The organism is Rhodospirillales bacterium, assembly GCA_018666775.1.
Lineage (GTDB): Bacteria > Pseudomonadota > Alphaproteobacteria > SMXQ01 > SMXQ01 > JABIXC01.
Window position 1 is genome coordinate 402,139 of sequence record JABIXC010000017.1, and the last position, 26,386, is coordinate 428,524.

A 26,386-nucleotide genomic window follows, 5' to 3' on the forward strand; every position below is an offset into this window, starting at 1 on the left:
TTAGGCGCTCCTTGTGTTTTTCGGGTTCATAGACCCAATGTCCAGGACTTCCGGCTGCTGACCATCATGATGATGCTCGCTGCCGGCATAAACCCGGAGATTTTTCAACTGTTGCCGACCAAGGGGACCTTTGGGGATCATGCGCTCAATGGCTTTTTCCACAACCCGCTGGGGATGATCGCTCGCCAAAATCTTTTCTGGCGTCGTTTCCTTGATGCCGCCGGGATGACCGGTGTGGCGATAATATTTCTTATTGGCCAATTTGTTGCCCGTCATAACGATCTTTTCTGCATTGATGATGATGACATTGTCACCACAATCCATATGCGGGGTGTACGTGGTCTTGTGCTTGCCCCGAAGCCGCAATGCGATGATCGAAGCCATGCGGCCAAGAACAAGGCCTTCGGCATCGACAAGAATCCATTTCTTGTCAATATCCTTTGGCGTTGCAGTAAACGTTTTCATAATACTTCCTTCCAAAAAACACTTGGGCCCAATGCCCTCAATGTCTTGCGTCTTAATTGCCAGTGGCAGATGGGTCTGATACCGTCCGCCTTAATAAGGTGGCGGAGTATGTCAGAGAAATTTTCCAAGTCAACTGCAAAAACCGTTTATTTTCCAATGCTTGCAGCTGGGTTACTATAGTACCGTAACGGTTCCCCTCCTCCAGATCAGGACCATAAAAAATGACAGAAAAAAAAGATAATCAGGGACTATCCACCCGGGCAATCCATGCCGGATCTGCACCCGACCCAACGACAAGGGCACGGATAACGCCGCTGTATCAGACGGCATCGTATGCCTTTGATGACACCGATCAGGCAGCAAGACTGTTCAATCTGGAAGAATTCGGGGCTATTTACTCGCGCATTACCAATCCCACCGTTCAGGCATTGGAAGAAAAAATGGCAGCCCTTGATGGTGGCGTCGGGGCAACGGCCTGTGCTTCGGGCCATGGGGCCCAGTTTTTGGCCTTTTTGCCATTGATGGAAAACGGCGATCATTTCGTTGCATCGCGCAATCTGTATGGGGGGTCTATCACCCAATTCAGCCAAAGCTTTTCCAGGCTGGGTTGGAATGTCACCTTTGTAGACCCAACCCGGCCTGAAAACTTTGCCAATGCCATGACGGATCGCACCCGGTTGGTGTTCACCGAAACCCTTTCTAACCCGGGGGGGCTAATGGTGGACCTTGAAGCCATCGCCAAGGTGGCCAATGCTGCAAAGGTGCCCTTGATTGTCGATAATACGCTGGCGACGCCCGCATTGCTGCGCCCCTTTGAATGGGGCGCCGATATCGCAGTTTATTCCACCACCAAATATATCTGCGGCCATGGCAATTCCATCGGCGGGGTTGTGGTCGATTCCGGGAACTTCCAGTGGGACGATCGCACCCCTGCCCTGACCCAACCCAACAGCGCCTATCACGACATCTGTTTTGCCGATAATTTCGGCCCATTGGGCTACACCGTGTACGGCCATGCCGTTGGTCTGCGCGATTTCGGGCCTTGTATGGCGCCAATGAATGCCTTTTTGACCCTGACCGGGGCCGAAACCCTGACGCTTCGCATGGCGCGCCATTCAGAAAATGCCCTTGCCCTTGCGCAATGGCTTGAAACCCGAACCGGTGTCACAAGCGTTTCCTACGCAGGTCTTTTGGGCAACCCATCTTATCAATTGGCCCAAAAATACCTGCCCGATGGGGCGAGCGGTGTTTTGACCTTTTGTCTGGATGGCGGCTATGAAGCCGGAAAGGCCGTCGTGGAAGGGTGTAAACTGTTTTCCCACGTTGCCAATATCGGTGACACCCGAAGCCTGATTATCCACCCGGCGTCCACGACCCACCGCCAATTATCGAACGAAGACCGTACCCTGGCTGGTGCCGGTGACGAAGTGGTCAGGCTTTCCGTTGGGCTGGAAGATCTTGATGATTTGATCGCTGATCTGGATCAGGCAATCGGGGCCTGAACTATTCAGCCGCGACTGGCACGGGGGCTGCCTTGTCATTGTCTGACGGTAACAACAAAATACCGATGATAATCACCATGGCTGCACTGCCCAGAATAGCAAACAACCAGAAAAAGCCCCCCGTGGCCCCCTGAATGGTGGCCACCAATTGAACTGCAACGGGGGCCACGCCCAAGGACAGCACGAATTTTGCCCCAAAAGCGGCACCGCGCCAGCGTTCCGGTGTGTATTTGGCCAGCAGGCAATTTTCCGCAGGCAAGGCGCCAACGTTCAGCACCACCATCACCAGGGCGGCAACAACAAAGGGCAGGCCCACCAGTGCCGATGCCGCAAATAGAAAGGGCACCTGCAAAATATAGGTCCAGAGATAAACCCATTTCAGGGCAAAGCGGTCCGACAGCCAGCCACCCACAAGCTGTAATAAGCCGCTGATCAGATAAATCCCTGTAAACAGCCCCCCTGCCGCCAAAATGCCGCCTTCTGCCACCAAATCAGGCAACCGCAGGCTCAACGCTTTGGGCATCGCCACCTGGGTTCCCTGATAGATCAGGCCACCTAAAAAGACTGTCAGCGACAGCACGAAAAAGGTGCGCATCATGTCCGAACGGCTGGCCGCAGCTTGGGGCGCGCGATCAACCCGTTTGTCGTGAACCAATCCAGTCAGAATGCATAAGAAAAGGGCGATGCCGATGGCGATGCAAATGATGCCCGGAATCATGAAGGCAGCCTGCCAGCTGATTGAATCCACCAAAACGGCGGCCACGGTTCCGGCCATTGCCACACCAATGGAGCCAAAAACCCCAAAGACCCCAAGCGCCATGCCCCGATTAACAGAATTGCGAACCAGCCACGACATCCCCACGGGGTGATAAATGGCCGCAAACGCCCCAAGTGCCCCAAGACCTGCAATCAATTGGACGGCTGAATCAGCAAAACCGCAGGCAATGGTCGCCATTCCGGCACCAATAAAGAAAATCACCATCATCCCCGGCGTTGACCAGCGGTCCCCTAGATAGCCAGCCAACGGAGCCAATCCCCCCACCAGAAAGGCCCCAAGGGTCCAAAGTCCGATCAAATCTGCATAGGCCATCCCCCATTGCGTTTCCAACGCCAAAACGATGGTCAGATAGAGCGCCACCAAAAGATGCATGAAGGTATGGCCGATCATGGAAAATCCCTGGGATATTTGTGCGGATACTTTGGGGGTAACTGCCATGGTCAAGCCTTCGGTTGGATTCAGATCAACAGCGTTTATAGGGTGGCCAAACCCGTTCCACCAGCGCTTTCACGACTGCACACTTCTAATTGAGAACATTATCTTTTTTATAAAACCTATTGAAATATCACAATTAAACCATATATAAGTCTCAAAGGAGCCGCAAAGCGACTCTAGTTAAATTGCACTGCAGTAAGTCTGAACGTCCAGAGGAACTGAGCTATGCAAAGAAATGCGATCAGAAAACCCGGCAAGTTTGAGCCAAAACACACGAGCCCCGAACAGGTTGATCTTGACCGTCTGGTGTTCGATCCGGAATATCGCGCCCGGATGCGCGACCGCCTGAATTCAAGTCGGCGTCCAAAGGCTAAAAGGGCACCCGGGGCCTAAAACCATCAGCGAGGCCCGGTTTCGTCCTGTACCCATTCCAGAAATGGCACATTCCCCCCACTGACGGGCAAACAGACCACACACGCCAAATCATAGCTGTGCAGACATGTAATTCGCGCCACTGCGGCATCGGTCAGGCTTGCCGTCGTCTTTGCAATCAGAACCGCTTCGCGTTCATCACAAAGCGTCCCTTCAAACTGATACAGGCTGCGCACGCCCGGAATGATATTCACGCAGGCACAGAGCCTTTCTTCGACCAAAGCCTTGCCAATGCGTGCGGCTTCTTCTTCATCAATGGTGGTGACATATAAAAGGACAATTTCTGCCATGGCACACAAACCCCATTGATAAAATTGCTGGTCGATTTCAACCTATCACAGGCCAGCTGGCAAAATGCGGGGATTTACGCTAGGGTCTTGGCTCTGCATACAGACGATCATAAAGTCTGATCTGCCTTCCAAGGTGCCGGACTCAGGGAACAATCATGACAAATACCGCCGCAAAACCTTCAACCAAGCCAACCACCCCCACCCCATCACAGCGGGCGTGGCTTGCCCGGGGGCTTGATCAGGCCGGTGGTAAATTGCCCCTGTTTGACCTCAATGGGCGCAAGGTGTCACCGCGCACGGTACGAACCTGCATGGATCATGGATGGGTCGCACCCTGGTTCATGAACCCCACCAAACCTGACTGGATCGTCTGCCGGCTAACCGATCAGGGCCGCAAACTCGCCGAAACCACCTAATAAGCCAAACACGGCTGCGTTGAACCCGCATTTGTCGTGATGATCGGGCTATTTCAGTTTGGCATCAAAAAATGCCAGCAATTTCTCCCAGGCATCATCGGACTGAACTTGGCGATAGCGGTCCGTGTTTACGAAATCCTGAAAGCCATGACCGGCACCGTCATATTGATGAAAAACATGTTCAACCCCCACCGCATCAAGGGCTTTATCCAGATCATCAACATCATCGGGTGACGGATTTTTGTCATCATTGCCGAAAATTCCCAGCACCGGACAGGGAATTTGGTCAGCCAACGTGATCAACGAAACACTGCCATCCCCCAAGCCAGTCTTGATGCGCCCGCCATACAACACCGCACAGGCCTTATAATCAGGATTGTGGCAGGCCCCAAGCCAGCTCAGCCGACCGCCCCAGCAATGCCCCATGATGCCAATTTTTGTCGCATCCACATTGTCCATATTGGCCGTAAATTGATAGGCCACCTGTAAATCTGCCGCCGCCCGGTCGTCGCGAAATTCATCGCGCTTAAGTTCTTTCTCTTCTGCTTTTGGCCACCAATGGAACATAAACGGGATGATCGCGACATATCCAGCCTTGGCCAGTCGTTCGCCCACATCCAGGGTAAAGGGATCGGTCTCCAGTCCCCCATGGGCAACCGGCAGATGCTGCATCACAATGACGCCCGGAAACGGACCCACCCCTTTGGGGCTAAAAACCAGCGTTTCCATAGGGCTGCCGCCCACCTCCAGTATTTCCATGTCATGCATTGTTAATTTTCCTTCCCATGCTTGATCAACCTTTGGACCCCACGTTACCGGGCTCTGGCGTACGCCACAACATGGCGCTAAACTCCTTCAAAAATAACCGACCCAAACAGGAGGAAAGCATGGCAACAGTTCAGACCGATGACATCCCCGAAGAATTAAGCGACAAAACCACGAAGACCATCGAATTACGCGGTGCCGCCAAAAAAGAAGCCTTCTTTCGCAAGAAAGAAGAAGACTTCCAGCCCTTTTCATTTAAACGGCCCGATGACATTCCCGAAGGACGGCGCGCCCATGTGCGTTTGGCCAAAGGCTCGATCCTGCGCGGCACGGTGCAAGTTTTACCGTCCGGCGGCGATACCAACGTTCATTGCCACCCCGATGCAGACGGTTTCTGGTTCGTCATCCAGGGCTGCGTTGAATGGTACAATGTCGATGGCGAACTGCTGGGATCATTCAAGGCCGGCGAAGGCATTCTTGTGCCCCGTTATGCCCGCTACCGCTTTAATCAGGCGGGCGATGAAGAACTGCATTTGCTTCAGGTTGTCGGCAGCGCCAATGACGGATCGAAACGCCGCGTCGGCATCGGAGAGCAGAATCAGGCGCTTTTCAACACGTTGCACTACAATTACCCCGAAGACGAATAGACCGGGCTAATCTTTACCTGCGTTCCGGGCTCAGGTGTCACGTGCGTTCCGTGCAATCACGGCTTCGCGCCTTGCGATGTACAGGGTTGAGGCGATGATGATCCCTGCCCCGATCCAGCTCCAGATTTCCGGCACTTCTCCGAAGGCGAAATACCCAATGGCGGCCAGAAATGGCAGCCGCAGGTAATCGAACGGCATCACCACCGATACATCGGCGATGGCCAGAGCGCGGGAAAAACAATAATGCGCCATGCTGCCCGTGGCCGCCAAAACCAGAACCCATGGCAATTCTGCCCAGCCCGGCCAAACCCAATAGGGTATGGCACCCGCCAGTGCCAGTGGCAGGGTCATGATATGAAGATAGAAAACCACGGTGACCGCATTTTCGGTCTTTAGCATCTTTTTGATGACAATATTGGCAGATGCATAAATTGCAGCAGACAGTACCACCAGCAATGCCGCACTGTTCACTTCGGCAAACCCCGGGCGGATGATGATCAACGCACCGATAAAGCCCATCAAAATGGCCATCCAGCGCCGAAGACCGACCTGTTCTTTGAAAACAGCGATGGCAAACAGGATGGTGAACAAAGGCAGGGTGAACTGTAGCGCCACCGCATCGGCCAACACCACGTTCTGAATGGCATAAAACCAGGCCATCATGGCAAGGTAGCTGAGCACCCCGCGCAGCCCAAAAAACTTCATGTTCTTGCGCTCAGCCATGCCCCCTTTGGGCAGCTTTAACCACGGCAACACCATGACCAAACCAAACAGGCTGCGCATAAAGATGATTTCTGACGGCCCCATTGGCACCAATGCCCGGATAGACCATGTCATAAGCGCAAAACTTGCTGCTGCCGCGGTCATCCATAGCGCGCCCTTAACCGGGGCGACCATGACCGGGGTTGAATCTGCCATGAAGATTAAGTCCTAAAAGTTTGAACCCTATTCTAGCCCACAGCGATCCCTTGGGAAAGCGTAGAGCGGCTTGCCATTCCCCTTCCTGAGGGCTAAAAAAAAGGATCATAATAAATGGCCACAAACGGGCCTAAGAACATAGAACAGGGATAGCCATGCTGATCATCAACAACCAAATTGTCGCCGACCTTCTGACCATGGAGGACTGTATCAAGGCCCAGGAAGAAGCGTTTAAAAAAATTCCCACCGGTGGCGCCATTCACCGCCCCCGCATTGACATGTATGTGCCCTGCAAACGGGATGATGGCTATTTCCGCTGGGGCACCATGGAAGGCGCCAATGATGGGTATTTCGCCATCCGCATGAAATCCGACATCATGCATTGGCCCGAAGACGAAAATGGCAACTGGACGGAAGAAAAATACTGCCGGGAACCCGGCACCTATTGCGGGATGATCTTGCTGATCTCCACCGAAAATGCAGAACCACTGGCCTTCATCAATGATGGCATGCTGCAACATATGCGCGTGGGCGGTGGTGCTGGCATCGGGGTTAAATATCTGGCCCGCGAAGACAGCCACGTGGTTGGCATGTTGGGATCTGGCGGCATGGCCAGAACATTTCTTGAATCCTTTAAATCCGTTCGCGATATTCGCCAATGCAAAGTCTATAGCCCAACGCCCGAACACCGCGAAGAATACGCCGAAGAGATGTCTAAACGGTTGAACATCGAAGTCATCGCCGTGGACACCCCACAAGAAGCGGTCAAGGGCGCCGACATTCTTTCAAGCTGCACCGATGCCATGAACCCGGTCTATGACGCAGAATGGATTGAACCCGGCATGCATGTCACCAATCTGGGCCGTCGTGAAATGCCCGATGATTCAGCCAATCATTTTGATGTGGTCATTCGCCAAGGCACCGCCGGATTGCAAATGAAACAGACCGAACGCTTTCAGGCCGAACGCGGGCTGTCCCCTGCGGCCTATATCGCGGGCTCTGAAGAAGAGATGAAACGCATCCCTGAAAAGAATCCACAGCCGGGCTTTGGTGGTGATGATCCCGAATTTACGGACCGTGGCAAAGGTGGCGACAAGCCCGATTTTTCTGATCTGGTTTCAGGCAAAGCCAAGGGCCGCACCAGCCCCGATGACGTCACATTTTATCGCAATGTTGGCAATCAGGGATTGCAGTTTTCATCCGTTGGACAAGTGGTCTATCGCCTGGCCAAGGCACAAGGTCTGGGTCAGGAAATTCCCACCGATTGGTTCCTGCAAGACATTCGCGACTGATGACAAAAAAAGGAAACCCCATGTTCAAATCAATTGACCATGTGGCCGTGCATTGTTCTGACCTTGAAAAGTCCACGGCCTTTTATCGCGACGTCATGGGGTTTGAACCCTGGGTCGGCCACGATGCGCGCATCCAGTTTTTCAAGGTTGGCACCACCCTCTTGGAACTGTCCATGAAACAGCCAGCTCAGGTGATGTCGGGATTGCATTTTTGTCTGAATACCGATGATGTCAGCGCAGCTGTTGAAACACTTCGCGCCCAAGGCGTCGAGGTGGTGCTTGAACCAAAACCCACCACCCCGCGCGAACCCAGTGAAGAAAGTTTTCTTCGCGCCATCGTCAAGGGGCCTGATGGCGAGCTGATCGAAATTCGCGGCTAGGTCTTATTTCCCAAACCGGGGAACCAGCCTGATGGCGTTATCGTGTTCGATGGCTTTGATCTCAGCCTCATTCAGGTTGCAATCATCCAGGCCTGCGATTGTCGGCCCAAGAAGGCCATAGGGAAAATCACTGCCCAGCAAAATCTGGCTGACCGGAACGACGCTCGTCAAGGCATCAAACGAGATCGGGTTGGTTGAGGTTGCCGTGTCAAAATGAAGCCGCGCCAGTTCTGCCCGGTAGCCATCGGGTGCCAATTCCGCAAAATTACCCATGCGAACCGTGCCCCATTCGATGCGCCCGGTAAGGGCCGGTAACGTGCCGCCTGCATGGCAAAACACAAAGCGGATATCGCGACACCGAACGAACGTCCCTGAAAATAACAGGCTCAAAATCGCCCGGGTGGTGTCATGGGGATATTCAATCAAGGATGCGCTGACGCCCAACAACCCTTCACAACAAAACGGTGTGGTGGGATGGACATAGACCAAAGCCTTGCGCCGGTTTAGCTCGTCAAAAATGGCGGCGTATTCTGGATCACCCGGCCACTTATCGCCAAAGCTGGTGGCGATCCCCACCCCATCTGCACCCAGGGTATCAAAGGCATATTCGATCTCGGCCAGGGTGCCGTCCACATCGCGCATCGACAAAAATGCAAACAGGCCAAAACGGTCCGGGCGGTCCTTGACCATCTCAGCACCATATTCATTGAACCGACGAATTGTTTTTCGTAACCACGCATCATCATGACGCCACCAATCAGGGGGAATCGATGACGCCGAAAGTGCCACGGTGCACACTTCGTTTTCATCCATTTCATCCAGAGATTTCTGGGGCGTCCAATCTCGCGTTGGCCCGCCACCCAAAACATCTTTCAGGTCTTGGGGGAAAAAATGATGATGAACATCGATCCTGTGGCCAGTCATGTTTTTTACCTTATTTGTTAACGCATCAATTACGAAAGCGTGATGGTTTTTCCCTGTTGTGCCGATTGGCCCATGGCCTCAATCACCCCAACCCCATGCACGGCATCGGAGGGGGATATTTCAAATTCAACCTCACCCGTGACAGCACGGGCGAAGGCTTCTAACTGCGCGTGTTCGGGCTCAAATTTGGGAAATTTAATTTCTTCTAATTTGCCACCAATGGGTTGGAAGGAAAAGTTTCCCGTGCCCCGAAGCTCGGCCCAGCCCTTGTCGCCAAACATAACCAGTCGATGGTAATTACCCGTGGCCCCGATGGCCGTCAAAAGTCCACTGGTCCCGTCAACAAACTTCAAGACAGTGGCGGCGGTATCCATCAGGGATGTTTCCGTGGCCCGGCCCGATGCTACGGTGGTGACTTCCGCTATGGGCCCCAAAATGGAAATCATGTTGTAGAGCATATGATCAGCAAGAGAACCCGCAGGGGATTGTTCAAGGTCAGATTTCCAGCTGCCCGGTTTCAAACCCAGGTAACGATCAACACAGAAATTACCTTCTGCGTGCAAGATGGTGCCAAGGTCTCCCGCGCGCACCCGGCGACGCAATTCCACGATCTCTGGCATGAAGCAACGATTGTAGCCAAGCGCCAACAACACCCCTGCTTTGTCTGATGCCGCTTGTAATTGTTTGGCCTCTGCCAGATGCAAGGCCATGGGTTTGATCACCATGGTAGGCTTGCCCGCATCAAGGGCAGCTAAGCCATGGGGCACATGAAGGGGGTTCGGCCCCGCCACCACAACAGCATCAATGGCCGGGTCCGCCAGCACCGAGGCAAGATCGTCTCCCAATGCCATATCGTGGGTTTTGGCAAAATCTTCGGCCTTGGATACAGTCCGCGTGACGGCGGATGAAAAACGAATCTGGTCGCTTTTTCCCTGAACCGATCCAACCAGTTTTCGGCCCCAAGACCCCAAGCCAACAATTGCAGCATTTATCATTTTTTATTCCCCCTGTTCAGACTATTTCAACACCTTCTTGGTACATTTTCTACAAAGTATTTATTCGTGTATTTATTTAACCGAACCAGGAACGGTCCGGTCAGTTTCTCAACGGTCCTTACCGGAGAAACGATGCCCAGGAAGGGAATAAATTGTGACTTTAAGTGTCTTTCTTGTCTCAAGCGGTGCATTTCTCGTGATTGCAGCCTATAGCGCCCGGTTGGTGCTTTGGTGCCTGGAGCGTTTCACGAACTAGCACCCTATTTGGCCCATAATGGCTCTCTTTACCTGCATACAAGGGCAGGCAAATGGCGGCCTGCTTGAAACATAGAAAAAGCTGGCAGAATAGTCTGCCAGCTTTTTGAATTTTTGGTCGGAGCGGCGGGATTCGAACCCACGACCCCTTGTCCCCCAGACAAGTGCGCTACCAGGCTGCGCTACGCTCCGATAAAGCCTGCCAAAATGTGCAAGCGGCGCGCACCATAGGCCAAAATGGTCGATGGGAAAAGCAGCAAATGCACTTTTGGGATTAGCCTTTAAGAAGGACCTTCAATGCGGTCAATTCATCAATGGCGGCACGGATTTCCAGCTTTTGGGAATCATCAAGGCCTGAGCCATTAATCGCGGCTTTCTTGGGCGCTGGATCGCTTACAGCACCATCATCGGCAGCCCCATTGGCTGCTTTGCGGATGCGCCCGACCTGGCCTTCACGCAAAAGCTTTTGGACACCCTTGATGGTATAGCCATCGCGGTACAACAAAGTCTGGATATTTCGGAGCAAATCAACGTCTTCTGGCCGGTAATAACGCCGACCACCGCCCCGTTTGAGCGGTTTTACCTGTGAAAATTTGGATTCCCAAAAGCGCAGGACATGCTGGGGGATTTCCAGTTCATTGGCGACCTCGCTGATGGTCCGAAAGGCAGCGGCTGATTTGCCAGCTCTACGGCCCTCAACAGGGGCTGCTGGGGCTGAACCGACGGCTGACACAACATTTGTCGCCATTTATATCTGGCCCCCGCCACTGTGATCGCCATCCGGAAGACCGCCAGGTTGACCGTCAGAGGATGGTTGTACCCCAGCGGTGCTGGAAAGCAGGTCTTTCACACGCCCTTTAAGGACGTGGGATGCCCGAAAGACAAGGACTCTGCGGGGCAGAATGGGAACTTCTTCGCCAGTTTTGGGATTGCGCCCAATACGCTCGCCCTTTTGGCGAACAGAGAAACTGCCAAACGAAGAGATTTTTACGTTTTCCCCGCTGACAAGCGCATCGCTGATTTCAGAAAGGACAGCCTCAACCAGATCACCGGATTCGTTCCGCGATAACCCAACTTCTTGATAAACCGCTTCGCCTAATTGTGCGCGCGTAATTGTGTTGCCTGTCATATTTCCCTCCCAAGAAGTCACAAGGGTACTCTCGGGCAAGAAAGACGTCAAGATCAAAGGGATGGAAGATGTTGTTTATGTTACCCTAGGACACGAATTTGGGGCTCATCAGGGTAAATAAAGGCCCATCAGTGGCCTTACCAGCGCAGTGCAGCCGATGCCCAGGTGAATCCGGCCCCCATGGCCTCCATCAAGACCAGGTCGCCGCGCTTGATGCGCCCGTCGCTCGCTGCCTCATTCAGGGCAAGGGGAATGGACGCTGCAGAGGTATTCGCATGACGATCGACGGTCACCACCATTTTTTCAGGCGGAAGCCGTAGTTTTTTTGCCGTCGAATCAAGGATGCGTTTGTTTGCCTGATGGGGGACCAGCCAATCCACATCATCGGCGGAAAGATTATTGCACTCCAGTGCTTCTTCAACCACCTCAGACAGGCGGCCAACAGCATGGCGGAACACTTCACGGCCAACCATCTTCACCACCCCGGCTGTCTGGGTCGATGATGGCCCGCCATCGGCATATAAAAGGTCATGTTGACGGCCATCTGAATGAAGATGGGTCGAAAGGATACCCCGATCATCACTGGTGCCCGGGTTTTCTTCGCTTTCCAGCACCACCGCCCCTGCACCATCACCAAACAGGACACACGTGGTTCGGTCTTCCCAGTCCAGAATACGGGAAAATGTTTCAGCCCCGATAACCAGTGCCTTTTTTCCCTGCCCAAGGCGCAAAAAATTGTCCGCCATGGTCAAGGCATAGACAAAACCAGAGCATGCCGCCGCCACATCAAAGGCACAGGCCCCATTGGCCCCAAGACGCTCCTGAATGCGCGTCGCCGTGGAGGGAAAGGTCTGGTCCGGGGTTGCCGTCCCTAAAACAATGAAATCAATGTCATCACGACTGACCCCGGCACGCTCCATCGCCTGCAGGGCTGCGTTGTAGCCAAGGTCTGAGGTGTTTTCCCCATCGGCGGCCACATGGCGCTGGCGAATACCAGTGCGTTCGATAATCCATTCATCGGAAGTATCAATAATTTTTGCAAGATCATCGTTGGTGACAATTTTTTCGGGAAGATACGCGCCCCACCCTGTTACAACTGAACGTGTCACCATCAGGAACTGGCCACATTCTGTGTCGGGACGCCAAAACTGCCAATATGGTCAAATTCTTCACTGATGCGCTCATTAAACTCGCCTTCAATCATGTCTACGGCAACGCCGACTGCATGAGAAAAGCCAAAAGCATCCGTTCCACCGTGGCTTTTGATAACGATGCCATTCAGCCCCACCAGCATGGCGCCGTTGTAACGCCTGGGGTCCAGCTTGGCCCGCATCTTGTTCAAAGCACGCCTAGAGAAGAAATAACCCAGCATTGCCAACGGTGAGCTTTTGTAAGCATTGCGCAGGAAGGTTGAATACATTTTGACGATGCCTTCGGCCGTCTTTAAGGCCACGTTGCCTGTGAAACCGTCGGTCACCACAACATCTGCAGCACCGGACCAAACGGCATCTCCTTCGACAAAACCAATAAATTCAATGGGCAGATCAATGTCGCGCAATGTCGCTGCGGCTTGGCGAACTGATTCATGGCCCTTCATATCTTCTTCGCCAACATTCAACAGCGCAATGGTTGGCTTTGCCAACCCCAGCACCGTTCGCGAGAAGACTTCACCCATAATGGCAAATTCAACCAGATTTCGTTCATCACATTGGATATTGGCACCAAGGTCGAGCATCACACATTCAGACTTGTCTGTGGGTACCATGGTGGCAATGGCCGGACGGCTGATGCCTGGAAGGGTTCGAAGCGCCAATTTGGCCATGGCCATCAAAGCGCCTGTATTGCCGGCAGAAACGACCCCCTGAGCATCCCCTTTTTTGACCGCATCAATAGCAAGCCCCATGGAAGACCCGCGACCTTTACGCAAGGCACGCGATGGCTTCTCTTCGCCACTGACAACAATATCAGTGTGCTGAATGGTGGAAATTGCTGCCAGTTTGCTATGGGCAGCAACCAGCGGGGCCAAGCGGGCCTCGTCTCCATAAAAAATAAAGGAAACATTGGGGTGACGGACGCGGGCTAAATCTGCCCCATCAACCACGATTTCGGGAGCGCCATCGCCCCCCATCGCGTCAAGGGCTATCGTCAGGGACATAGGTCGTAATCCATCACAGAAACCGTTACCGGTGGCATCTCAAACAGCCACCCATCATGAAAAAAATGATGTTAGCAGTGACGTCGTGTAAAGGCACGGTTGTTTATACCGTGTCTTTCGCTTCGACAACTTCGCGATTGTTGTAATAGCCACAGGCGCCACACACATGATGGGGACGCTTCAATTCACCACAATTGGGGCATTCGCCATGGCTATCCGCCTTTAGCGCATCGTGGGACCGACGCTGGCCACGTCGGGATTTGGATATTTTAGTTTTAGGTACCGCCATTTTCTAATCTTTCTGTTCGGGACTTCAAATCCTAAATCGGGGTCTAATGCTCACCCAGATTTGTCACCTGATTTTGTGGTCTGTTCCGATTGCTAAACAGCCATCCATTGACCGGAGGCATCTATTACCCAAAATTAGCCCATGGCGCAAGCAACATCACCATTTAAGAGCAGTTTCAGCTCTTTTTCAGCTGTTTGAGAACCGAAAACGGCGATGCAGCGGCTTTTTCAGAAACTGGGTCCCCAGTTTCTGTTGTTTCTCTAGCTTCTGTGGTTTCAGCTAAAAATTCTGCATCTTCCGATCTTGGGTACGGCTCAAGGGAAACCCCAAGCAATTCTGCTGCTGCTTCACCCAGATCAATCCCTTCATCGGTCATGGGCTCGACAATTTCTTCTTCCAGGCTCATATCCAGAGCGACTTCACGATTTTCACTGACGACATCACTTTGGGTGCTGTTTTCAAAAGAAACGGTGAAACGTTCCTCTATATGCGCAGGTACGGGCGCCAATGTCACAATACAAGCTTGAACCACATCACCCTTTATCGATCCCTCTACACGTGCAATGGCCCCACCATCAAAGACATGCACCACCCCGGTTACAACGAACATATCGCAAGAAAGCAGGTCAAACCGATTTGCAAGGGCCACCCGTTCGTCTTCATCGGCAATCAGTTCAAACGGTTCCCCATTCGCCAACCGTTCCATGTTCGCATGAATTGGATGAATCCTAGAAAATTCAGGCACAGCGGTGTTTTTCATCATCGTTGGTGATTGCGAGGCTTTTTTGGTCATGATTTTCACTCCTGTATCGGGGCGGTTATGGCATCTGGTGGCAAATCTGAAAAGCAAAAATTGCCAGCCATGATTTCCCCATCCCCCACCCCGGACAGGTGCGCGACATTGGCGCGCAGATAGGCTGCCAGGGCCTCTGGCGCGCCCCGAGGGGGCACATTTGTCGCTTCGGCACCTTCTTTGCTACCATCTTCGCCACTGTAAAGATTGCGTTTAATGGCATCCACCAACAGGCTATCCGTTGCACCTTCTGCCAACCCCGTTTCATAGGCGCCAACACGGCCATAAAATTCCTTGGCCATCACCTTCACCCGAGGGCCAATACGCAAATCAGGGATTCCCATTTCACGCAAATTCCGATCCATATCGGCAAACATCAGGTCAAACAAGGCCTGGCCGATTTCTGGGTCCATGCCCGGTTTTTTCAGGCGATGTAAGACCATGAATGCATGAAGCGCCAACATTTCAAACCGCCCCTCGGGACTGTCCATAACGCCCATATCACGATAAAATGCAGGTTGGCGCGATTGCGCCATAATCTTTTGGTAAAGATCATGGACACACGCACTGATACGGCGGCGAGACAGGAAAGCTGAAAAAAACATAGTGACCCGGAAATAACGGTTGAGAGCGCCTGACAGCAGTTGACAGTGGGAATGGCCCGATGCGATTGTTCCGCGAAACATGGCGATAGAGCTGACCTCCGTCAAGTCTGCCCTTTATCCTTATTGCTATTTAGAAGATTAAACACAGAATTAATTACAAAATAAATGATGGTGATAAACAGGTGATTTTCTTTTCATCTCACAAAAAAAATAAATCTGGCCAGAAAACTGGTGCACTTGCATCAATCGCGATTGCCTCAGTGTTGATCAGTGCCTGTGCGGCAGATGTCAACGTACGCGGAAATATCATTGATCCAGATCAATCTAAAATCATCAAACCAGGCGTTCAAAACAAAGCTGCTGTGCGCAACCTGCTTGGTTCACCAACCAATGTTTCTACCTTTTCTAATGACACTTGGTACTACATTACCCAGCTTGACCATGCCCGCGCCTTTCGTGAAAACACATCCCTTAGCCGAAATATTTTTGCGGTCTCCTTTGACAAAACCGGAATTGTAACCAAGATCAAAACCTACACGCTTAAAGATGGGCGCAAGGTGCGTTATGCAAAAAGGGTAACCCCAACGCCTGGACGGGAATTCACACTGATTCAGCAGCTCATGGGGAACTTGGGTCGCTTCGAAACCAAAGACAACGAATAGATCACCTAGAATTCCCAACCAAAAAAGCCCCGGATGATACATCCGGGGCTTTTTCGTTTACTCAGAAGAACCGATTTACTAGAAGCCTTTGGCTACCAGTGCCAACAACAAGATCGCAACAATATTGATGATCTTGATCATCGGGTTAATCGCCGGACCAGCGGTATCCTTGTAAGGATCGCCAACTGTGTCCCCGGTAATCGCAGCGTGATGGGCATCTGAGCCCTTGCCACCATGATTACCGTCTTCGATATATTTCTTGGCGTTGTCCCAGGCACCACCACCGGATGTCATGGAAAGGGCAACGAACAACCCGGTCACAATAGAACCAAGCAGCATGGCACCAAGGGATGTAAAGGCTTGGGCCTGACCTGCGACCAAAAGGATCACCACATAAAGGACCACTGGTGCCAGAACTGGCAACAGGGACGGCAGGATCATTTCCTTAATCGCAGCACGGGTCAGAAGGTCAACAGCACGACCGTATTCAGGCTTGGCTGTGCCTTCCATGATGCCAGGGATTTCCTTGAACTGGCGACGGACTTCGATCACCACGGAACCAGCGGCGCGGCCAACGGCCTTCATCCCCATGGAACCAAACAAGAAGGGAAGCATGCCGCCAAAGATAAGCCCCACTACAACAAAGGGGTCTTGAAGTTCGAACGTCACTTTCAAATTTGGAAAGTAATGACCCAAGTCCTCAACGTAAGCTGCAAACAAAACCAAAGCTGCAAGCCCGGCTGAACCAATGGCATAGCCTTTGGTAACGGCCTTCGTGGTGTTGCCGACCGCGTCGAGGGCATCTGTTGTTTTACGAACGTCTTCTGGCAATTCTGCCATTTCAGCAATGCCACCAGCATTGTCCGTAACAGGACCGTATGCATCAAGGGCAACAACCATCCCGGCCATCGCCAGCATCGCCGTTACCGCAATCGCGATCCCAAACAGGCCCGCCGTAATAAAGCTGAACACAATGCCTGCACAAATCACCAACGCCGGCAGCGCTGTCGATTCCATGGAAACCGCAAGCCCCTGAATGATGTTGGTGCCGTGGCCCGTTGTGGAAGCCTCGGCAATGGATTGAACAGGGTTATGATCTGTACCGGTGTAATATTCCGTAATCCACACCAAAAGCCCGGTCACACCAAGGCCAATAAGTGCTGCAACAAAAAGGCTTGAACCGGTGACCACTGTGGTCCCGAAATTATATTTTGTCGCAAAGCCAATATATTCAGAAATCACATATGCAATTCCGCCTGCAGAGAGTACGGCTGAACCGATGAATCCTTTGTACAAGGCCCCCATGATATTCTGGGATGCGCCAAGGCGGACAAAGAACGTCCCTGCAATGGAGCTGATGATGCAAATGGCTGCGATCAGAAGCGGCAACTGCATCATGGTAGCCTGTGCAGCACCGGTAAAGAAAATCGCTGCCAACAACATGGTTGCCACCAGGGTCACTGCGTAGGTTTCAAAAAGATCCGCAGCCATGCCGGCGCAATCACCAACATTGTCGCCAACGTTGTCTGCAATCACGGCTGGGTTGCGGGGATCATCTTCTGGGATGCCCGCTTCAATCTTGCCAACAAGGTCAGCGCCGACATCGGCACCCTTGGTGAAAATGCCGCCACCGAGACGGGCGAAAATAGAAATAAGCGATGCGCCAAAGCTGAGCGCCACAAGCGCTTCAAGGACTGGACGAACGGCAACGCCGGCATTCAGAAGATACCAGTAATAACCAGCAACACCCAAAAGCCCGAGACCAACCACCAACATGCCTGTCACTGCGCCTGACTTAAAGGCAACGGACAAAGCTTCAGCCATTCCCTTGCGGGCGGCTTCGGCGGTGCGCACATTGGCACGAACAGAAACGTTCATGCCGATGTAACCTGCAAGTCCCGACAAAACGGCACCAATGATGTAACCAATGGCAACGTGATGTCCCATCTGCCACCACAAAAGGGCACCGATCACAACACCAACAATGCCAATGGCCCGGTATTGACGGTTAAGATAGGCGTTTGCGCCTTCTTGAATGGCGCTTGCGATTTCTTGCATGCGTTCCGTACCCGCATCAGCATTTAACACTGATCGCGAAGCATAAATTCCATAAAGAATGGCCAGAATGCCACAACCAAAAATCAACATATAAGCGCTTGTCATCAAGGTACCCCTCATATTGCCAGGATTGTGGCCCCAAATGGACGGAAAACCCGTACAAATGCCCCAACCTTTAAAAGTGGCCGGAAGATGCCAGAAGTCCCCAACAGACGCAACCACAGATTCCCGGCACCACAAACAAGCAGATTTGAGGATAAAGTCAAAAGGGTGAAAAATTTCTCTGAATTTGGGTGGGGGAACTTAAAACCCGGGCCATAATGGCCTGAATAAAGCCTGAAAGCCTAATTGATCTGGCGTTGATAAATCCGGTCGATCAGAATGTCTTTAATAATGCCCTTGCCATGGATTTTGTTGGCAATTTTCATGAGCCGTACTTTAACACCCTTGGCATGGAACGTAATGCCCTGTCGGTATCGAAACCCCATGACCCCGTGCAAATCGCGCAGGAAGGCATTGTAAAGTCTCCGTCGCTTTGAAATGACCTTGTCCCGGTTCGTATAACCCAAGGTTTCTATGGTAATGCGGATATTAACATGGCTGACGATGCGCTCACCTTTGATGATCGGCACATGAAAGGTGGGGAGCGTAAAATGGATCGGCTCCATCCCAAACAGCCAATCCCCAAGATTTTGTTTCCCAGAGCCCTTTTGATTTGTCTCAGCCATGACCGGAACACTCTGGCAAACAAGAAGTGCCAGACAGAAAACGCCCAAAATTTTTCTCAAATTGACCATAAGAACTTTCCAAAACACGCATCAATACTGCGCGCTTTAGAACTATCTCTTAAATTCCTGAAAAATGCGTAAACCCATGGAACCCTATGAATAATAAGGGAAAGTAGGGCTTAAAAATGGCGATATCCGGAACGGGGTAATTCCAGACCTAGGGTTTCCAAGTCTGTTACCACCACCCCTTTACCTGAATCCTCGACAATCGTGCCGATTTTGGTCACCTGAACTGATTCTTTTTCTGCCCTGTCGCGTATCATTTCGTTATGAACAGCCGGGGCTGTGAACAGCAGTTCATAGTCATCCCCCCCACCCAGAATGCGCCCCGGCAACCCGGGCTCAATACGCAAAGCGGTCTGGATGGCCTTTGATAATGGCAAAGCATGGGCGGAAATTTCAGCACCAACCCCGGAGCATTCACAAATATGGCCCAAATCACCCAGCAGACCATCTGATATATCGATGGCAGCATTGGCCACGCCCAACAACGCTTGCCCCAACCCAAGGCGTGGCGTGGGAAGCCTAAACCGCCGCAATACGAAATCGCGATGCGCGCCAGATAGCGCCTCCCAACCGCCTTTGGCGACCTCAAGCCCAACCAGCCCATCCCCAAGGGTACCTGAGACATAAATCCCATCACCAACATCGGCACCTTGGCGGGTCAGGGCTTGATCGCCGGGCACATGCCCCAACGCGGTCAAGGCCAGGGTCAACAGGGGCTTGATCCCATCAACGGCAACGGTGTCGCCGCCAACCAGCGGCACGCCGAATTCAGCAACATCTTCACCAAGCCCTGTTGAAAAAGCGGTCATCCAATTATCGTTAGTATTTTTGGGGAAAACTGCAGCCAGTAACATCGCAAACGGGGATGCCCCCATGGCGGCAAGGTCTGAAAGATTAACCCGCACCAGCTTTTTGGCAATATCGCCCGCGGGATCATCGGGCAGGAAATGCACCCCCGCCACCAACGCATCGGTGGCGGCAACCAACCGTTTGCCCGGGGCCAATTCAAGGATGGCTGCATCATCGGTCAGGTTCAAAGCCCCTGGTGCACCCACAGAAAGTGGCGCAAAATGGCGCTTGATCAGGTCGAATTCATCTTCGCTGCCCATATCGGCCACGATGATCCTCCCGCTCAGGTTTCTGCTGTCTTCGCAGCGGCTTTATCTTTTGCAATGGCATTCAAAATACCGTTGATAAAACCGGGCTCTGATCCCGCAAAAAAGCCATGGGCGACGTTCAGATATTCATTCATAACAACCTTTGGCGGAATGTCGTCTCTTTCAACTAATTCATAAATTGCGGCTTCTAGAATAAGGCGCACCAGAATTTCCAGCCGCTCCAAACGCCACTCTGCCGACAGGGCCGCCTTGATCCTGTTATCCAGCGCCCCGCGTTTGGCACTAACACCACGAACAATCTCGGCAAACAGTTTCGGGGCCGGGCGAACAATTTCGGCCTGTTCTGCATCTTCACCATCGGGAACCGGGCGATCGGGGCTGGTAAATTCCTCAATGACCTGTTCAACAGGCGCGCTGGTCAGTTCAATTTGATAAAGAGCCTGAACGGCAGAAAGTCTGGCCGTTGTTCGACGTTTGGCACCGGTTTCATTTTTTTCACTCATTACGCGCTAAATTCCCTGGAAAGCCCAATCATGGCAAGACATGCTTCAACCGCGGCCCGGCCCTTGTTCCCACGACCGACTTCCGCCCGGGCCATGGCTTGATCCCGGTTTTCAACGGTGAGAATACCGTAACCAACCGCCTGTTTATGGATCATCGCAAGATCCATCATGCCGCGCGCCGATTCGCCACACACATAATCATAATGGGTGGTTTCGCCACGAATAACACAGCCAAGGGCAACATAGCCATCAAACCGGGGACGACCGTCTTTTTTGGCATCCATGGCCAAACGAATGGCACCAGGGATTTCAAAGGCGCCGGGAACGGAAAACCGTTCATAGCTGGCCCCGGCCTCGGTCAGGGCTTCGGTGGCCCCTTTGACCATTTCATCCGCAATATCGGCATAAAAACGGGCCTCGATGATCATAATATTGAGTTTCTCAGTCATCCCTTAGCCCCTTTGACTTGCGTATCATAAAATCTGCCGCGCAACATAACCCTTGTGTGGCCTTCGGGAAAGCCCGGAACACGAAAAAGCAAATGCGCCCTAGCCCAACCGTTCCACGTAGCGGGCAATGGGATCAACTTCAAAGTTCAGTTCTGTTCCCTCCCCCGCATCGCCAAAGGTCGTATGCGCCAAAGTGTGGGGAATAACATTGACGGTAAAGCGTGTCTCGCCTCCCGGAATATCGGCAACCTCATTCACCGTCAAGGAAACCCCATCAAGGGCAACAGACCCCTTGGCAGCTATAAAACGCCCCAGACCATCGGGTGCGATCACCGTAAATATCTGACTGCCCGCTTCAACACCATCGGCATCACTGGCCCCATCACGGGTCATAATTCTAGCAATCCCATCGACATGGCCGCTGACCATATGGCCGCCCAGTTCATCACCAAAACAAAGGGCACGTTCCAAATTAACGGGGCGCCCCACTGCCCATGTGCCAATGGTGGTGCATTTCAGGGTTTCAGCAGATGCCTCCACTGCAAACCAGTTTTGGCCATTAAGGGTGCCCTTTTCGATCACCGTCAGGCATGGCCCGGAACAGGCAATGGAAGCACCAATATCCACCCCATCCATATCAAATGCCGTGTCAATTTCAAGACGTGTATCGGTTCCGGGTTTAATGGCCCGCACCAACCCGATATCTGTAATGATTCCTGTAAACATTGATCCTTAACCCGGGTTTCGTTCATAAATTTCAAGCATGTCTCTGCCAGCCGTAATATTTCGCAGGCGATAAAAAGATGCCATCTGGTCCAAACCATCAACGCCAAAACCTACCGTGGCCGGAATGCCATCACCGCCAATAACATCGGGGGAGCGAAACCAGACGATACGATCAACAACGCCCGCACGAAACAAGGTTGCAGCCATTGTCCCGCCCCCCTCTGCCAAAACCCGGGTGATGCCGCGTTCGGCCAAAACAGACAAAGCAGCCTTTATTTGTGGTCGGCCCCCATCATCCGCTGGCACCTCAATCACATCAACACCACACCCGGTGAAGGCTGATTTACGCGTTTCATCAACGCCTTGGGCTGTCACCATCCAGGTTGGGGGTTCGTTGGGCGTTGCTATAATTTTTGACGTCAACGCCGTCGTCAATCGGCTGTCCATAATAACCCGCACTGGGGAATGGGACTCCATGCCTGCCAATCGACACGTCAATTCCGGATTATCCGCCCGCACCGTTGATGATCCGCTCAAGATGGCATCGTTTGACGCCCTGAATCCGTGCCCCCATTGACGGGCAAGATCGCCCGTAATCCATTGGCTTTCACCGGAATGGGTGGCAATGCGGCCATCAAGGGTGGTGGCCACTTTCAAGGTCACCAATGGTCTGTTGTTCGTGATCCGCGACATAAAGCCGGCATTCAGGCGTTCCGCATCACGGCGGCAAACCCCAACACGAACCTCTATGCCCGCTTTTTCCAAAGCCGCAATCCCCGAACCCGAAACCCGGGAATCAGGGTCTTCGACGGCAACCACCACGCGGGCCAATCCGGCTTCGATCAAAGCCTGGGCACAGGGGCCGGTTTCGCCGGTGTGATTACAGGGTTCCAGACTGACATAAGCCGTGCCACCGCGGGCCTGATCGCCTGCCCGTTTAAGGGCTTCGGTTTCACCATGGGGACGCCCACCGGGCTGAGTCCACCCGCGCCCAACCACTGTGCCATTTGATGCCAAAATCACGCATCCAACCGCAGGGTTAGGCCACACCCGTCCCAGTCCGCGCCGCGCAAGAGAAAGCGCGGTCAGCATATGGCGGGTATCATTGGGTTCAGTCGCTATCGCCACCCAGTTTGCCCACAAAATCTTCGAAGTCTTTTGCTTCTCGGAAGTTACGATAAACCGATGCAAACCGGACATAAGCCACCTGATCCACCTCAGCCAGCGCTTCCATCACCAGCTCGCCGATATGAGATGCAGAAATTTCACTTTCGCCCAAGGTTTCTAACCGGCGTTGTATAGACGTTGCAATCCGTTCCACCGTGTCATCATCAACGGGGCGCTTGCGTACAGAAATGCGGATCGAACGCGCCAGCTTGTCTCTATCGAACGCTTCTTTTTTCCCCCCACTTTTTAAAATTACCAGATCCCGCAGTTGCACCCTTTCAAAGGTGGTCCACCGTGAAGCGCATTTATTGCAGAACCGGCGCCTGCGAATTGCAGCGCCATCTTCGGTGGGACGGGAATCCTTCACCTGGGAATCATCATGACCACAGAAAGGACAACGCATATTCAGGCCTCCTTGGGCTTTTGGTTTTTGTTATTAACAACATTCATTAGCTTACAAATCCGAATAAATTGGGAACCGGGCACAGAGTGCTGCAACTTTTTCACGCACGGCGGCCTCTGCATTGGCATTATCATCGGGCGATTCCACCAGGCCATCCAGCACCTCGCCGATACATTCGCCCACTTCACGCCATTCATTTTCGCCAAAGCCCCGCGTTGTGACGGCGGGTGTGCCAAGGCGAACCCCCGATGTGACAAAAGGCTTTTCAGGATCAAACGGCACGGCGTTTTTATTACAGGTGATAGACGCGCGTTCCAGACTGGCCTCGGCCGCTTTGCCCGTCAGCCCCTTTGGCCGAAGATCAACCAACATCAAATGCGTGTCCGTACCACCTGACACGATATCCACACCCTGGCCCTGCAAAACATCGGCAAGGACGGCGGCATTTTTCTTGACCGCGGCGGCATAGGATTTGAATTCAGGGGTAAGCGCTTCACCAAAGGCGACGGCCTTGGCCGCAATCACATGCATTAATGGCCCGCCCTGGGTTCCTGGAAAAACGGATGAATTAATTTTTTTGGCAATGGCTTCATCATTGGTCAAAATCATACCGCCCCGGGGGCCGCGCAATGTTTTATGCGTGGTGGTGGTAACCACATGGGCGTGTTCCAACGGGTTGGGGTGTACCCCACCGGCGACCAAGCCTGCAAAATGTGCCATATCCACCATGAAAATGGCCCCGACCTCATCGGCGATTGCCCGAAAGCGTGCAAAATCGATCTCCCGGGGATAGGCCGAACCACCGGCCACGATCAGCTTTGGCTTGTGTTCTTTTGCCAGACTTTCAACTTCATCAAAATCAATCCGGGCATCCTGTTGGCGCACACCATATTGAACCGCGTTGAACCATTTGCCCGATTGATTGGGTTTCGCACCATGGGTCAGATGGCCACCGGCGGCCAATGACATGCCCATAAAACAATCACCCGGCTGCAACATGGCGAAGAACACCTGTTGGTTGGCCTGTGAACCGGAATGGGGTTGCACATTGGCAAAATCACATCCAAACAATTTTTTGGCGCGTTCAATGGCCAGTGTTTCCGCAATATCGACAAATTCGCAGCCGCCATAATAACGACGCCCTGAATACCCTTCTGCGTATTTATTGGTCAGCACGGAGCCTTGCGCTTCTAACACGGCACGGGAAACGATGTTTTCTGATGCGATCAATTCAATCTGGCTTTGCTGGCGGGCCAGTTCCTTATTGATGGCAGTCGTGATCTCCGGGTCCCTTTGGGCCAGAGTCTCACTGAAAAAAGCGTCTTTTGCGGCAACATCTACGGACGACATAATTCTAAAAATTCCTCACGCATGATTGATTTGGTTATGACATCTTGGCGACACGCCGTTCATGGCGGCCACCCTCTTCAAATTCTGTATCCAAAAAGATAGAAAGGCAGGTCTTGGCAACATCGGGCGATGTAAACCGTCCCCCCATGACCAAAACATTGGCATTATTGTGTTGGCGCGCCAGCCCGGCAACTTCTGGATCACTGACCAGGGCTGCCCGTATTTCGGGGTGCCGGTTGGCAGACATGCTCATGCCGATCCCAGACCCACACAGCAAAACCCCCCGGCCCGCGCGGCCTTCAATGATGGCCGCAACCACACGTTCTGCAAAATCAGGGTAATCCACGGCTTCTTCGGTGTTGGTCCCAAGATCAAGAACCGTAAGACCACGGGCTTCCATGACCGCAATCAGGGTTTCTTTCAGGGCAACGCCACCGTGATCGGCAGCAATAGCAATGGTTTCAGGCGGCACAGGCATTTTCCTTCAATACCGACAGTATGGGCGGTTTCAATACCATATGTCGGGGTCCCACGCTACCCCGACACAAAGTATTCGAATAAAAAAGGATGTTAGAAACGGGCGTAATCGTAGGTACCGCCCTTCCATTCGTAAAAAACATACCCCGGCGCACTGACGTCCCCCTTGGCATCAAAGCCGATATTGCCAAGTACCGTTTCAAACTTTTCCTTGCCCAAAATGGTCCGGATTTTGGCCATATCCACACCCCCGGCGCGACGCACCGCCTCAACAAAAACCTGGATCGCGCCATAGGTATAAAGGGTGTAACCCTCTGCCGAATATCCCTGATCTTTGAATTTCTTGACCAATGGCGCCACTTTGGGATTTTTTCTGGGATCGGGACTAAACGTCATCAACGTTCCCTCTGCCGCTTTGCCGGCAATGTTCCAAAGTTCCTGGGTCACCAACGCATCGCCCGAAACCATGCGGGTTTGAAGGCCTTGTTCGCGCATTTGACGCAAGATCAACCCGGCTTCGGCATGGTAGCCACCATAATAAAGAATATCGATTTTGGCGGCCTTCAGCTTCGTGACTAGAGACGAATAATCCTTTTCACCCGGCGTTACCGTTTCAAGCAAGGCCACGGGTACAGCGCGCCCCTTCAACTGCTTCAGGGTTTCATCGGCCAAGCCCTTTGAATAGGCCTGTTTGTCGTGAACCACGGCAATATTTTTACCTTTGAAATGCTTGGCGATAAAATTACCGGCAACCTTTCCCTGTTGGTCATCGCGCCCACACACCCGGTACACATTAGACATGCCCCGTTCGGTGAGTTTCGGATTAGTGGAAGCCGGAGAAATCATCAAAAGATTTTCGGCCTGATAGACCTGAGAGGCTGGAATAGAAGAGCCGGAACAGAAATGCCCGGCAACAAACCGCACGCCCTTGTTCACCAAATGATTGGCAACGGCAACGGCCTGTTTGGGGTCACACTGATCATCGCCAATTTCCAGCTTCAGCTTTTTACCCAAAACACCGCCGGCCGCATTGATGTCTTTAACCGCCTGAATGGCACCAAGGCGCATCTGTTCGCCAAAGGATGCGTACTGGCCGGTCATGGGACCCGCCGTCGCGATGACGATAACGTTAGCATCTTCTTTCGAATCACACCCGCTCAACGCCAACATCATTATGAATAAAACAGAAAAGAACCCAGACCGCTTTGCGACCA

At 52.7% G+C, this 26,386-nt stretch carries 32 protein-coding genes and 1 tRNA gene; 7 read left to right on the plus strand and 26 right to left on the minus strand.

Features of this window, described 5'->3' with window-relative positions:
- Entirely contained in the window at window positions 1–465 is a 465-nt protein-coding gene (rplM, locus tag HOJ08_09920; protein MBT5673746.1) for a 50S ribosomal protein L13, read from the minus strand.
- 221 nt (window positions 466–686) lie between these two features.
- Between rplM and HOJ08_09925 the strand changes: the two genes are divergently transcribed.
- A complete protein-coding gene (locus HOJ08_09925) occupies window positions 687–1,967 on the plus strand; it encodes an aminotransferase class V-fold PLP-dependent enzyme (GenBank protein ID MBT5673747.1) in 1,281 nt (426 codons plus the stop codon).
- A 1-nt stretch (window position 1,968) separates the two neighbouring features.
- Here HOJ08_09925 and HOJ08_09930 read toward each other — a convergent pair whose 3' ends face one another.
- Complete coding sequence (locus tag HOJ08_09930; GenBank protein ID MBT5673748.1) at window positions 1,969–3,183, minus strand: MFS transporter; 1,215 nt, start codon at window positions 3,181–3,183, stop codon at window positions 1,969–1,971.
- Window positions 3,184–3,405: 222 nt separating this feature from the next.
- Between HOJ08_09930 and HOJ08_09935 the strand changes: the two genes are divergently transcribed.
- Complete coding sequence (locus HOJ08_09935) at window positions 3,406–3,573, plus strand: hypothetical protein (GenBank protein MBT5673749.1); 168 nt, start codon at window positions 3,406–3,408, stop codon at window positions 3,571–3,573.
- Window positions 3,574–3,578: 5 nt separating this feature from the next.
- On the opposite strand, the gene HOJ08_09940 is transcribed toward HOJ08_09935, so the two are convergent.
- On the minus strand, window positions 3,579–3,902 hold the full coding sequence (locus HOJ08_09940) for a divalent-cation tolerance protein CutA (GenBank protein ID MBT5673750.1): 324 nt from the start codon (window positions 3,900–3,902) through the stop codon (window positions 3,579–3,581).
- 155 nt (window positions 3,903–4,057) lie between these two features.
- Between HOJ08_09940 and HOJ08_09945 the strand changes: the two genes are divergently transcribed.
- Entirely contained in the window at window positions 4,058–4,318 is a 261-nt protein-coding gene (locus tag HOJ08_09945) for a hypothetical protein (GenBank protein ID MBT5673751.1), read from the plus strand.
- Between the two features lie 48 nt (window positions 4,319–4,366).
- Here the strand turns inward: HOJ08_09945 and HOJ08_09950 are convergent, their stop codons facing one another.
- Complete coding sequence (locus HOJ08_09950; protein ID MBT5673752.1) at window positions 4,367–5,086, minus strand: dienelactone hydrolase family protein; 720 nt, start codon at window positions 5,084–5,086, stop codon at window positions 4,367–4,369.
- Between the two features lie 119 nt (window positions 5,087–5,205).
- Between HOJ08_09950 and HOJ08_09955 the strand changes: the two genes are divergently transcribed.
- Window positions 5,206–5,730 carry a cupin domain-containing protein gene (locus HOJ08_09955; protein ID MBT5673753.1) on the plus strand — a complete coding sequence of 175 codons (525 nt, stop codon included), beginning with the start codon at window positions 5,206–5,208 and terminating at the stop codon, window positions 5,728–5,730.
- Window positions 5,731–5,760: 30 nt separating this feature from the next.
- Here HOJ08_09955 and HOJ08_09960 read toward each other — a convergent pair whose 3' ends face one another.
- Entirely contained in the window at window positions 5,761–6,648 is an 888-nt protein-coding gene (locus tag HOJ08_09960) for a DMT family transporter (protein ID MBT5673754.1), read from the minus strand.
- A 155-nt stretch (window positions 6,649–6,803) separates the two neighbouring features.
- On the opposite strand from HOJ08_09960, the gene HOJ08_09965 reads away from it, so the two are divergent.
- Both HOJ08_09965 and HOJ08_09970 read left to right on the plus strand, forming a co-directional pair.
- Window positions 6,804–7,940, plus strand: coding sequence for an ornithine cyclodeaminase family protein (locus HOJ08_09965; GenBank protein MBT5673755.1), 1,137 nt, complete (start codon window positions 6,804–6,806; stop codon window positions 7,938–7,940).
- Window positions 7,941–7,960: 20 nt separating this feature from the next.
- Window positions 7,961–8,320, plus strand: a complete 360-nt coding sequence (locus HOJ08_09970) for a VOC family protein (protein MBT5673756.1) — start codon at window positions 7,961–7,963, stop codon at window positions 8,318–8,320.
- Window positions 8,321–8,323: 3 nt separating this feature from the next.
- Here HOJ08_09970 and HOJ08_09975 read toward each other — a convergent pair whose 3' ends face one another.
- From HOJ08_09975 to HOJ08_10020, 10 genes are all read right to left on the minus strand, one after another.
- Window positions 8,324–9,244 carry an amidohydrolase gene (locus HOJ08_09975; GenBank protein ID MBT5673757.1) on the minus strand — a complete coding sequence of 307 codons (921 nt, stop codon included), beginning with the start codon at window positions 9,242–9,244 and terminating at the stop codon, window positions 8,324–8,326.
- 29 nt (window positions 9,245–9,273) lie between these two features.
- Window positions 9,274–10,239, minus strand: coding sequence for a Gfo/Idh/MocA family oxidoreductase (locus HOJ08_09980; protein ID MBT5673758.1), 966 nt, complete (start codon window positions 10,237–10,239; stop codon window positions 9,274–9,276).
- A 370-nt stretch (window positions 10,240–10,609) separates the two neighbouring features.
- A tRNA-Pro gene (locus tag HOJ08_09985) sits at window positions 10,610–10,686 on the minus strand.
- An 82-nt stretch (window positions 10,687–10,768) separates the two neighbouring features.
- Window positions 10,769–11,242 (minus strand): MerR family transcriptional regulator, encoded by a 474-nt coding sequence (locus tag HOJ08_09990; protein ID MBT5673759.1) that lies wholly within the window; start codon window positions 11,240–11,242, stop codon window positions 10,769–10,771.
- Window positions 11,243–11,623 (minus strand): integration host factor subunit alpha, encoded by a 381-nt coding sequence (locus HOJ08_09995; protein MBT5673760.1) that lies wholly within the window; start codon window positions 11,621–11,623, stop codon window positions 11,243–11,245.
- Window positions 11,624–11,760: 137 nt separating this feature from the next.
- Window positions 11,761–12,735 (minus strand): ketoacyl-ACP synthase III, encoded by a 975-nt coding sequence (locus HOJ08_10000; protein ID MBT5673761.1) that lies wholly within the window; start codon window positions 12,733–12,735, stop codon window positions 11,761–11,763.
- A complete protein-coding gene (plsX, locus tag HOJ08_10005) occupies window positions 12,735–13,778 on the minus strand; it encodes a phosphate acyltransferase PlsX (GenBank protein ID MBT5673762.1) in 1,044 nt (347 codons plus the stop codon). Before plsX ends, HOJ08_10000 begins: the two co-directional genes overlap by 1 nt.
- A 103-nt stretch (window positions 13,779–13,881) precedes the next feature.
- The gene (rpmF, locus tag HOJ08_10010; GenBank protein ID MBT5673763.1) at window positions 13,882–14,067 is read right to left on the minus strand and encodes a 50S ribosomal protein L32; all 186 of its coding nucleotides are present in this window, start codon (window positions 14,065–14,067) and stop codon (window positions 13,882–13,884) included.
- 175 nt (window positions 14,068–14,242) lie between these two features.
- On the minus strand, window positions 14,243–14,860 hold the full coding sequence (locus tag HOJ08_10015) for a DUF177 domain-containing protein (protein MBT5673764.1): 618 nt from the start codon (window positions 14,858–14,860) through the stop codon (window positions 14,243–14,245).
- Window positions 14,861–14,865: 5 nt separating this feature from the next.
- Window positions 14,866–15,570: a hypothetical protein gene (locus HOJ08_10020; GenBank protein MBT5673765.1), complete on the minus strand. Its 705-nt coding sequence runs from the start codon at window positions 15,568–15,570 to the stop codon at window positions 14,866–14,868.
- Between the two features lie 77 nt (window positions 15,571–15,647).
- On the opposite strand from HOJ08_10020, the gene HOJ08_10025 reads away from it, so the two are divergent.
- Window positions 15,648–16,127, plus strand: coding sequence for an outer membrane protein assembly factor BamE (locus HOJ08_10025; GenBank protein ID MBT5673766.1), 480 nt, complete (start codon window positions 15,648–15,650; stop codon window positions 16,125–16,127).
- 78 nt (window positions 16,128–16,205) lie between these two features.
- Here the strand turns inward: HOJ08_10025 and HOJ08_10030 are convergent, their stop codons facing one another.
- The 11 genes from HOJ08_10030 to HOJ08_10080 form a co-directional block, all read right to left on the minus strand.
- Complete coding sequence (locus HOJ08_10030; GenBank protein ID MBT5673767.1) at window positions 16,206–18,290, minus strand: sodium-translocating pyrophosphatase; 2,085 nt, start codon at window positions 18,288–18,290, stop codon at window positions 16,206–16,208.
- Between the two features lie 239 nt (window positions 18,291–18,529).
- Window positions 18,530–18,913, minus strand: a complete 384-nt coding sequence (locus HOJ08_10035; GenBank protein MBT5673768.1) for a hypothetical protein — start codon at window positions 18,911–18,913, stop codon at window positions 18,530–18,532.
- Between the two features lie 179 nt (window positions 18,914–19,092).
- Window positions 19,093–20,088: a thiamine-phosphate kinase gene (gene thiL / locus HOJ08_10040; GenBank protein MBT5673769.1), complete on the minus strand. Its 996-nt coding sequence runs from the start codon at window positions 20,086–20,088 to the stop codon at window positions 19,093–19,095.
- A 23-nt stretch (window positions 20,089–20,111) separates the two neighbouring features.
- Window positions 20,112–20,600, minus strand: a complete 489-nt coding sequence (gene nusB / locus HOJ08_10045; protein ID MBT5673770.1) for a transcription antitermination factor NusB — start codon at window positions 20,598–20,600, stop codon at window positions 20,112–20,114.
- Window positions 20,600–21,049, minus strand: coding sequence for a 6,7-dimethyl-8-ribityllumazine synthase (locus HOJ08_10050; GenBank protein ID MBT5673771.1), 450 nt, complete (start codon window positions 21,047–21,049; stop codon window positions 20,600–20,602). The genes nusB and HOJ08_10050 overlap by 1 nt, the downstream gene beginning before the upstream one ends.
- Window positions 21,050–21,148: 99 nt before the next feature.
- Window positions 21,149–21,775: a riboflavin synthase gene (locus HOJ08_10055; GenBank protein ID MBT5673772.1), complete on the minus strand. Its 627-nt coding sequence runs from the start codon at window positions 21,773–21,775 to the stop codon at window positions 21,149–21,151.
- A gap of 6 nt (window positions 21,776–21,781) precedes the next feature.
- The gene (gene ribD / locus HOJ08_10060; protein ID MBT5673773.1) at window positions 21,782–22,867 is read right to left on the minus strand and encodes a bifunctional diaminohydroxyphosphoribosylaminopyrimidine deaminase/5-amino-6-(5-phosphoribosylamino)uracil reductase RibD; all 1,086 of its coding nucleotides are present in this window, start codon (window positions 22,865–22,867) and stop codon (window positions 21,782–21,784) included.
- A gap of 19 nt (window positions 22,868–22,886) precedes the next feature.
- On the minus strand, window positions 22,887–23,345 hold the full coding sequence (nrdR, locus tag HOJ08_10065; GenBank protein ID MBT5673774.1) for a transcriptional repressor NrdR: 459 nt from the start codon (window positions 23,343–23,345) through the stop codon (window positions 22,887–22,889).
- A 51-nt stretch (window positions 23,346–23,396) separates the two neighbouring features.
- Complete coding sequence (locus tag HOJ08_10070; GenBank protein ID MBT5673775.1) at window positions 23,397–24,695, minus strand: serine hydroxymethyltransferase; 1,299 nt, start codon at window positions 24,693–24,695, stop codon at window positions 23,397–23,399.
- Between the two features lie 34 nt (window positions 24,696–24,729).
- Complete coding sequence (gene rpiB / locus HOJ08_10075) at window positions 24,730–25,173, minus strand: ribose 5-phosphate isomerase B (GenBank protein ID MBT5673776.1); 444 nt, start codon at window positions 25,171–25,173, stop codon at window positions 24,730–24,732.
- Between the two features lie 92 nt (window positions 25,174–25,265).
- Window positions 25,266–26,345 carry a branched-chain amino acid ABC transporter substrate-binding protein gene (locus tag HOJ08_10080; protein ID MBT5673777.1) on the minus strand — a complete coding sequence of 360 codons (1,080 nt, stop codon included), beginning with the start codon at window positions 26,343–26,345 and terminating at the stop codon, window positions 25,266–25,268.
- Window positions 26,346–26,386 lie beyond the last annotated feature (41 nt).

Excerpts from the sequence above, each read along its gene's own strand:
- rplM (MBT5673746.1), bottom strand. The coding sequence starts at position 465 with ATGAAAACGTTTACTGCAACGCCAAAGGATATTGACAAGAAATGGATT.
- HOJ08_09925 (MBT5673747.1), top strand. The coding sequence starts at position 687 with ATGACAGAAAAAAAAGATAATCAGGGACTATCCACCCGGGCAATCCAT.
- HOJ08_09930 (MBT5673748.1), bottom strand. The coding sequence starts at position 3,183 with ATGGCAGTTACCCCCAAAGTATCCGCACAAATATCCCAGGGATTTTCC.
- HOJ08_09935 (MBT5673749.1), top strand. The coding sequence starts at position 3,406 with ATGCAAAGAAATGCGATCAGAAAACCCGGCAAGTTTGAGCCAAAACAC.
- HOJ08_09940 (MBT5673750.1), bottom strand. The coding sequence starts at position 3,902 with ATGGCAGAAATTGTCCTTTTATATGTCACCACCATTGATGAAGAAGAA.
- HOJ08_09945 (MBT5673751.1), top strand. The coding sequence starts at position 4,058 with ATGACAAATACCGCCGCAAAACCTTCAACCAAGCCAACCACCCCCACC.
- HOJ08_09950 (MBT5673752.1), bottom strand. The coding sequence starts at position 5,086 with ATGCATGACATGGAAATACTGGAGGTGGGCGGCAGCCCTATGGAAACG.
- HOJ08_09955 (MBT5673753.1), top strand. The coding sequence starts at position 5,206 with ATGGCAACAGTTCAGACCGATGACATCCCCGAAGAATTAAGCGACAAA.
- HOJ08_09960 (MBT5673754.1), bottom strand. The coding sequence starts at position 6,648 with ATGGCAGATTCAACCCCGGTCATGGTCGCCCCGGTTAAGGGCGCGCTA.
- HOJ08_09965 (MBT5673755.1), top strand. The coding sequence starts at position 6,804 with ATGCTGATCATCAACAACCAAATTGTCGCCGACCTTCTGACCATGGAG.
- HOJ08_09970 (MBT5673756.1), top strand. The coding sequence starts at position 7,961 with ATGTTCAAATCAATTGACCATGTGGCCGTGCATTGTTCTGACCTTGAA.
- HOJ08_09975 (MBT5673757.1), bottom strand. The coding sequence starts at position 9,244 with ATGACTGGCCACAGGATCGATGTTCATCATCATTTTTTCCCCCAAGAC.
- HOJ08_09980 (MBT5673758.1), bottom strand. The coding sequence starts at position 10,239 with ATGATAAATGCTGCAATTGTTGGCTTGGGGTCTTGGGGCCGAAAACTG.
- HOJ08_09990 (MBT5673759.1), bottom strand. The coding sequence starts at position 11,242 with ATGGCGACAAATGTTGTGTCAGCCGTCGGTTCAGCCCCAGCAGCCCCT.
- HOJ08_09995 (MBT5673760.1), bottom strand. The coding sequence starts at position 11,623 with ATGACAGGCAACACAATTACGCGCGCACAATTAGGCGAAGCGGTTTAT.
- HOJ08_10000 (MBT5673761.1), bottom strand. The coding sequence starts at position 12,735 with ATGGTGACACGTTCAGTTGTAACAGGGTGGGGCGCGTATCTTCCCGAA.
- plsX (MBT5673762.1), bottom strand. The coding sequence starts at position 13,778 with ATGTCCCTGACGATAGCCCTTGACGCGATGGGGGGCGATGGCGCTCCC.
- rpmF (MBT5673763.1), bottom strand. The coding sequence starts at position 14,067 with ATGGCGGTACCTAAAACTAAAATATCCAAATCCCGACGTGGCCAGCGT.
- HOJ08_10015 (MBT5673764.1), bottom strand. The coding sequence starts at position 14,860 with ATGACCAAAAAAGCCTCGCAATCACCAACGATGATGAAAAACACCGCT.
- HOJ08_10030 (MBT5673767.1), bottom strand. The coding sequence starts at position 18,290 with ATGACAAGCGCTTATATGTTGATTTTTGGTTGTGGCATTCTGGCCATT.
- HOJ08_10035 (MBT5673768.1), bottom strand. The coding sequence starts at position 18,913 with ATGGCTGAGACAAATCAAAAGGGCTCTGGGAAACAAAATCTTGGGGAT.
- thiL (MBT5673769.1), bottom strand. The coding sequence starts at position 20,088 with ATGGGCAGCGAAGATGAATTCGACCTGATCAAGCGCCATTTTGCGCCA.
- nusB (MBT5673770.1), bottom strand. The coding sequence starts at position 20,600 with ATGAGTGAAAAAAATGAAACCGGTGCCAAACGTCGAACAACGGCCAGA.
- HOJ08_10050 (MBT5673771.1), bottom strand. The coding sequence starts at position 21,049 with ATGACTGAGAAACTCAATATTATGATCATCGAGGCCCGTTTTTATGCC.
- HOJ08_10055 (MBT5673772.1), bottom strand. The coding sequence starts at position 21,775 with ATGTTTACAGGAATCATTACAGATATCGGGTTGGTGCGGGCCATTAAA.
- ribD (MBT5673773.1), bottom strand. The coding sequence starts at position 22,867 with ATGCTGACCGCGCTTTCTCTTGCGCGGCGCGGACTGGGACGGGTGTGG.
- nrdR (MBT5673774.1), bottom strand. The coding sequence starts at position 23,345 with ATGCGTTGTCCTTTCTGTGGTCATGATGATTCCCAGGTGAAGGATTCC.
- HOJ08_10070 (MBT5673775.1), bottom strand. The coding sequence starts at position 24,695 with ATGTCGTCCGTAGATGTTGCCGCAAAAGACGCTTTTTTCAGTGAGACT.
- rpiB (MBT5673776.1), bottom strand. The coding sequence starts at position 25,173 with ATGCCTGTGCCGCCTGAAACCATTGCTATTGCTGCCGATCACGGTGGC.
- HOJ08_10080 (MBT5673777.1), bottom strand. The coding sequence starts at position 26,345 with ATGATGTTGGCGTTGAGCGGGTGTGATTCGAAAGAAGATGCTAACGTT.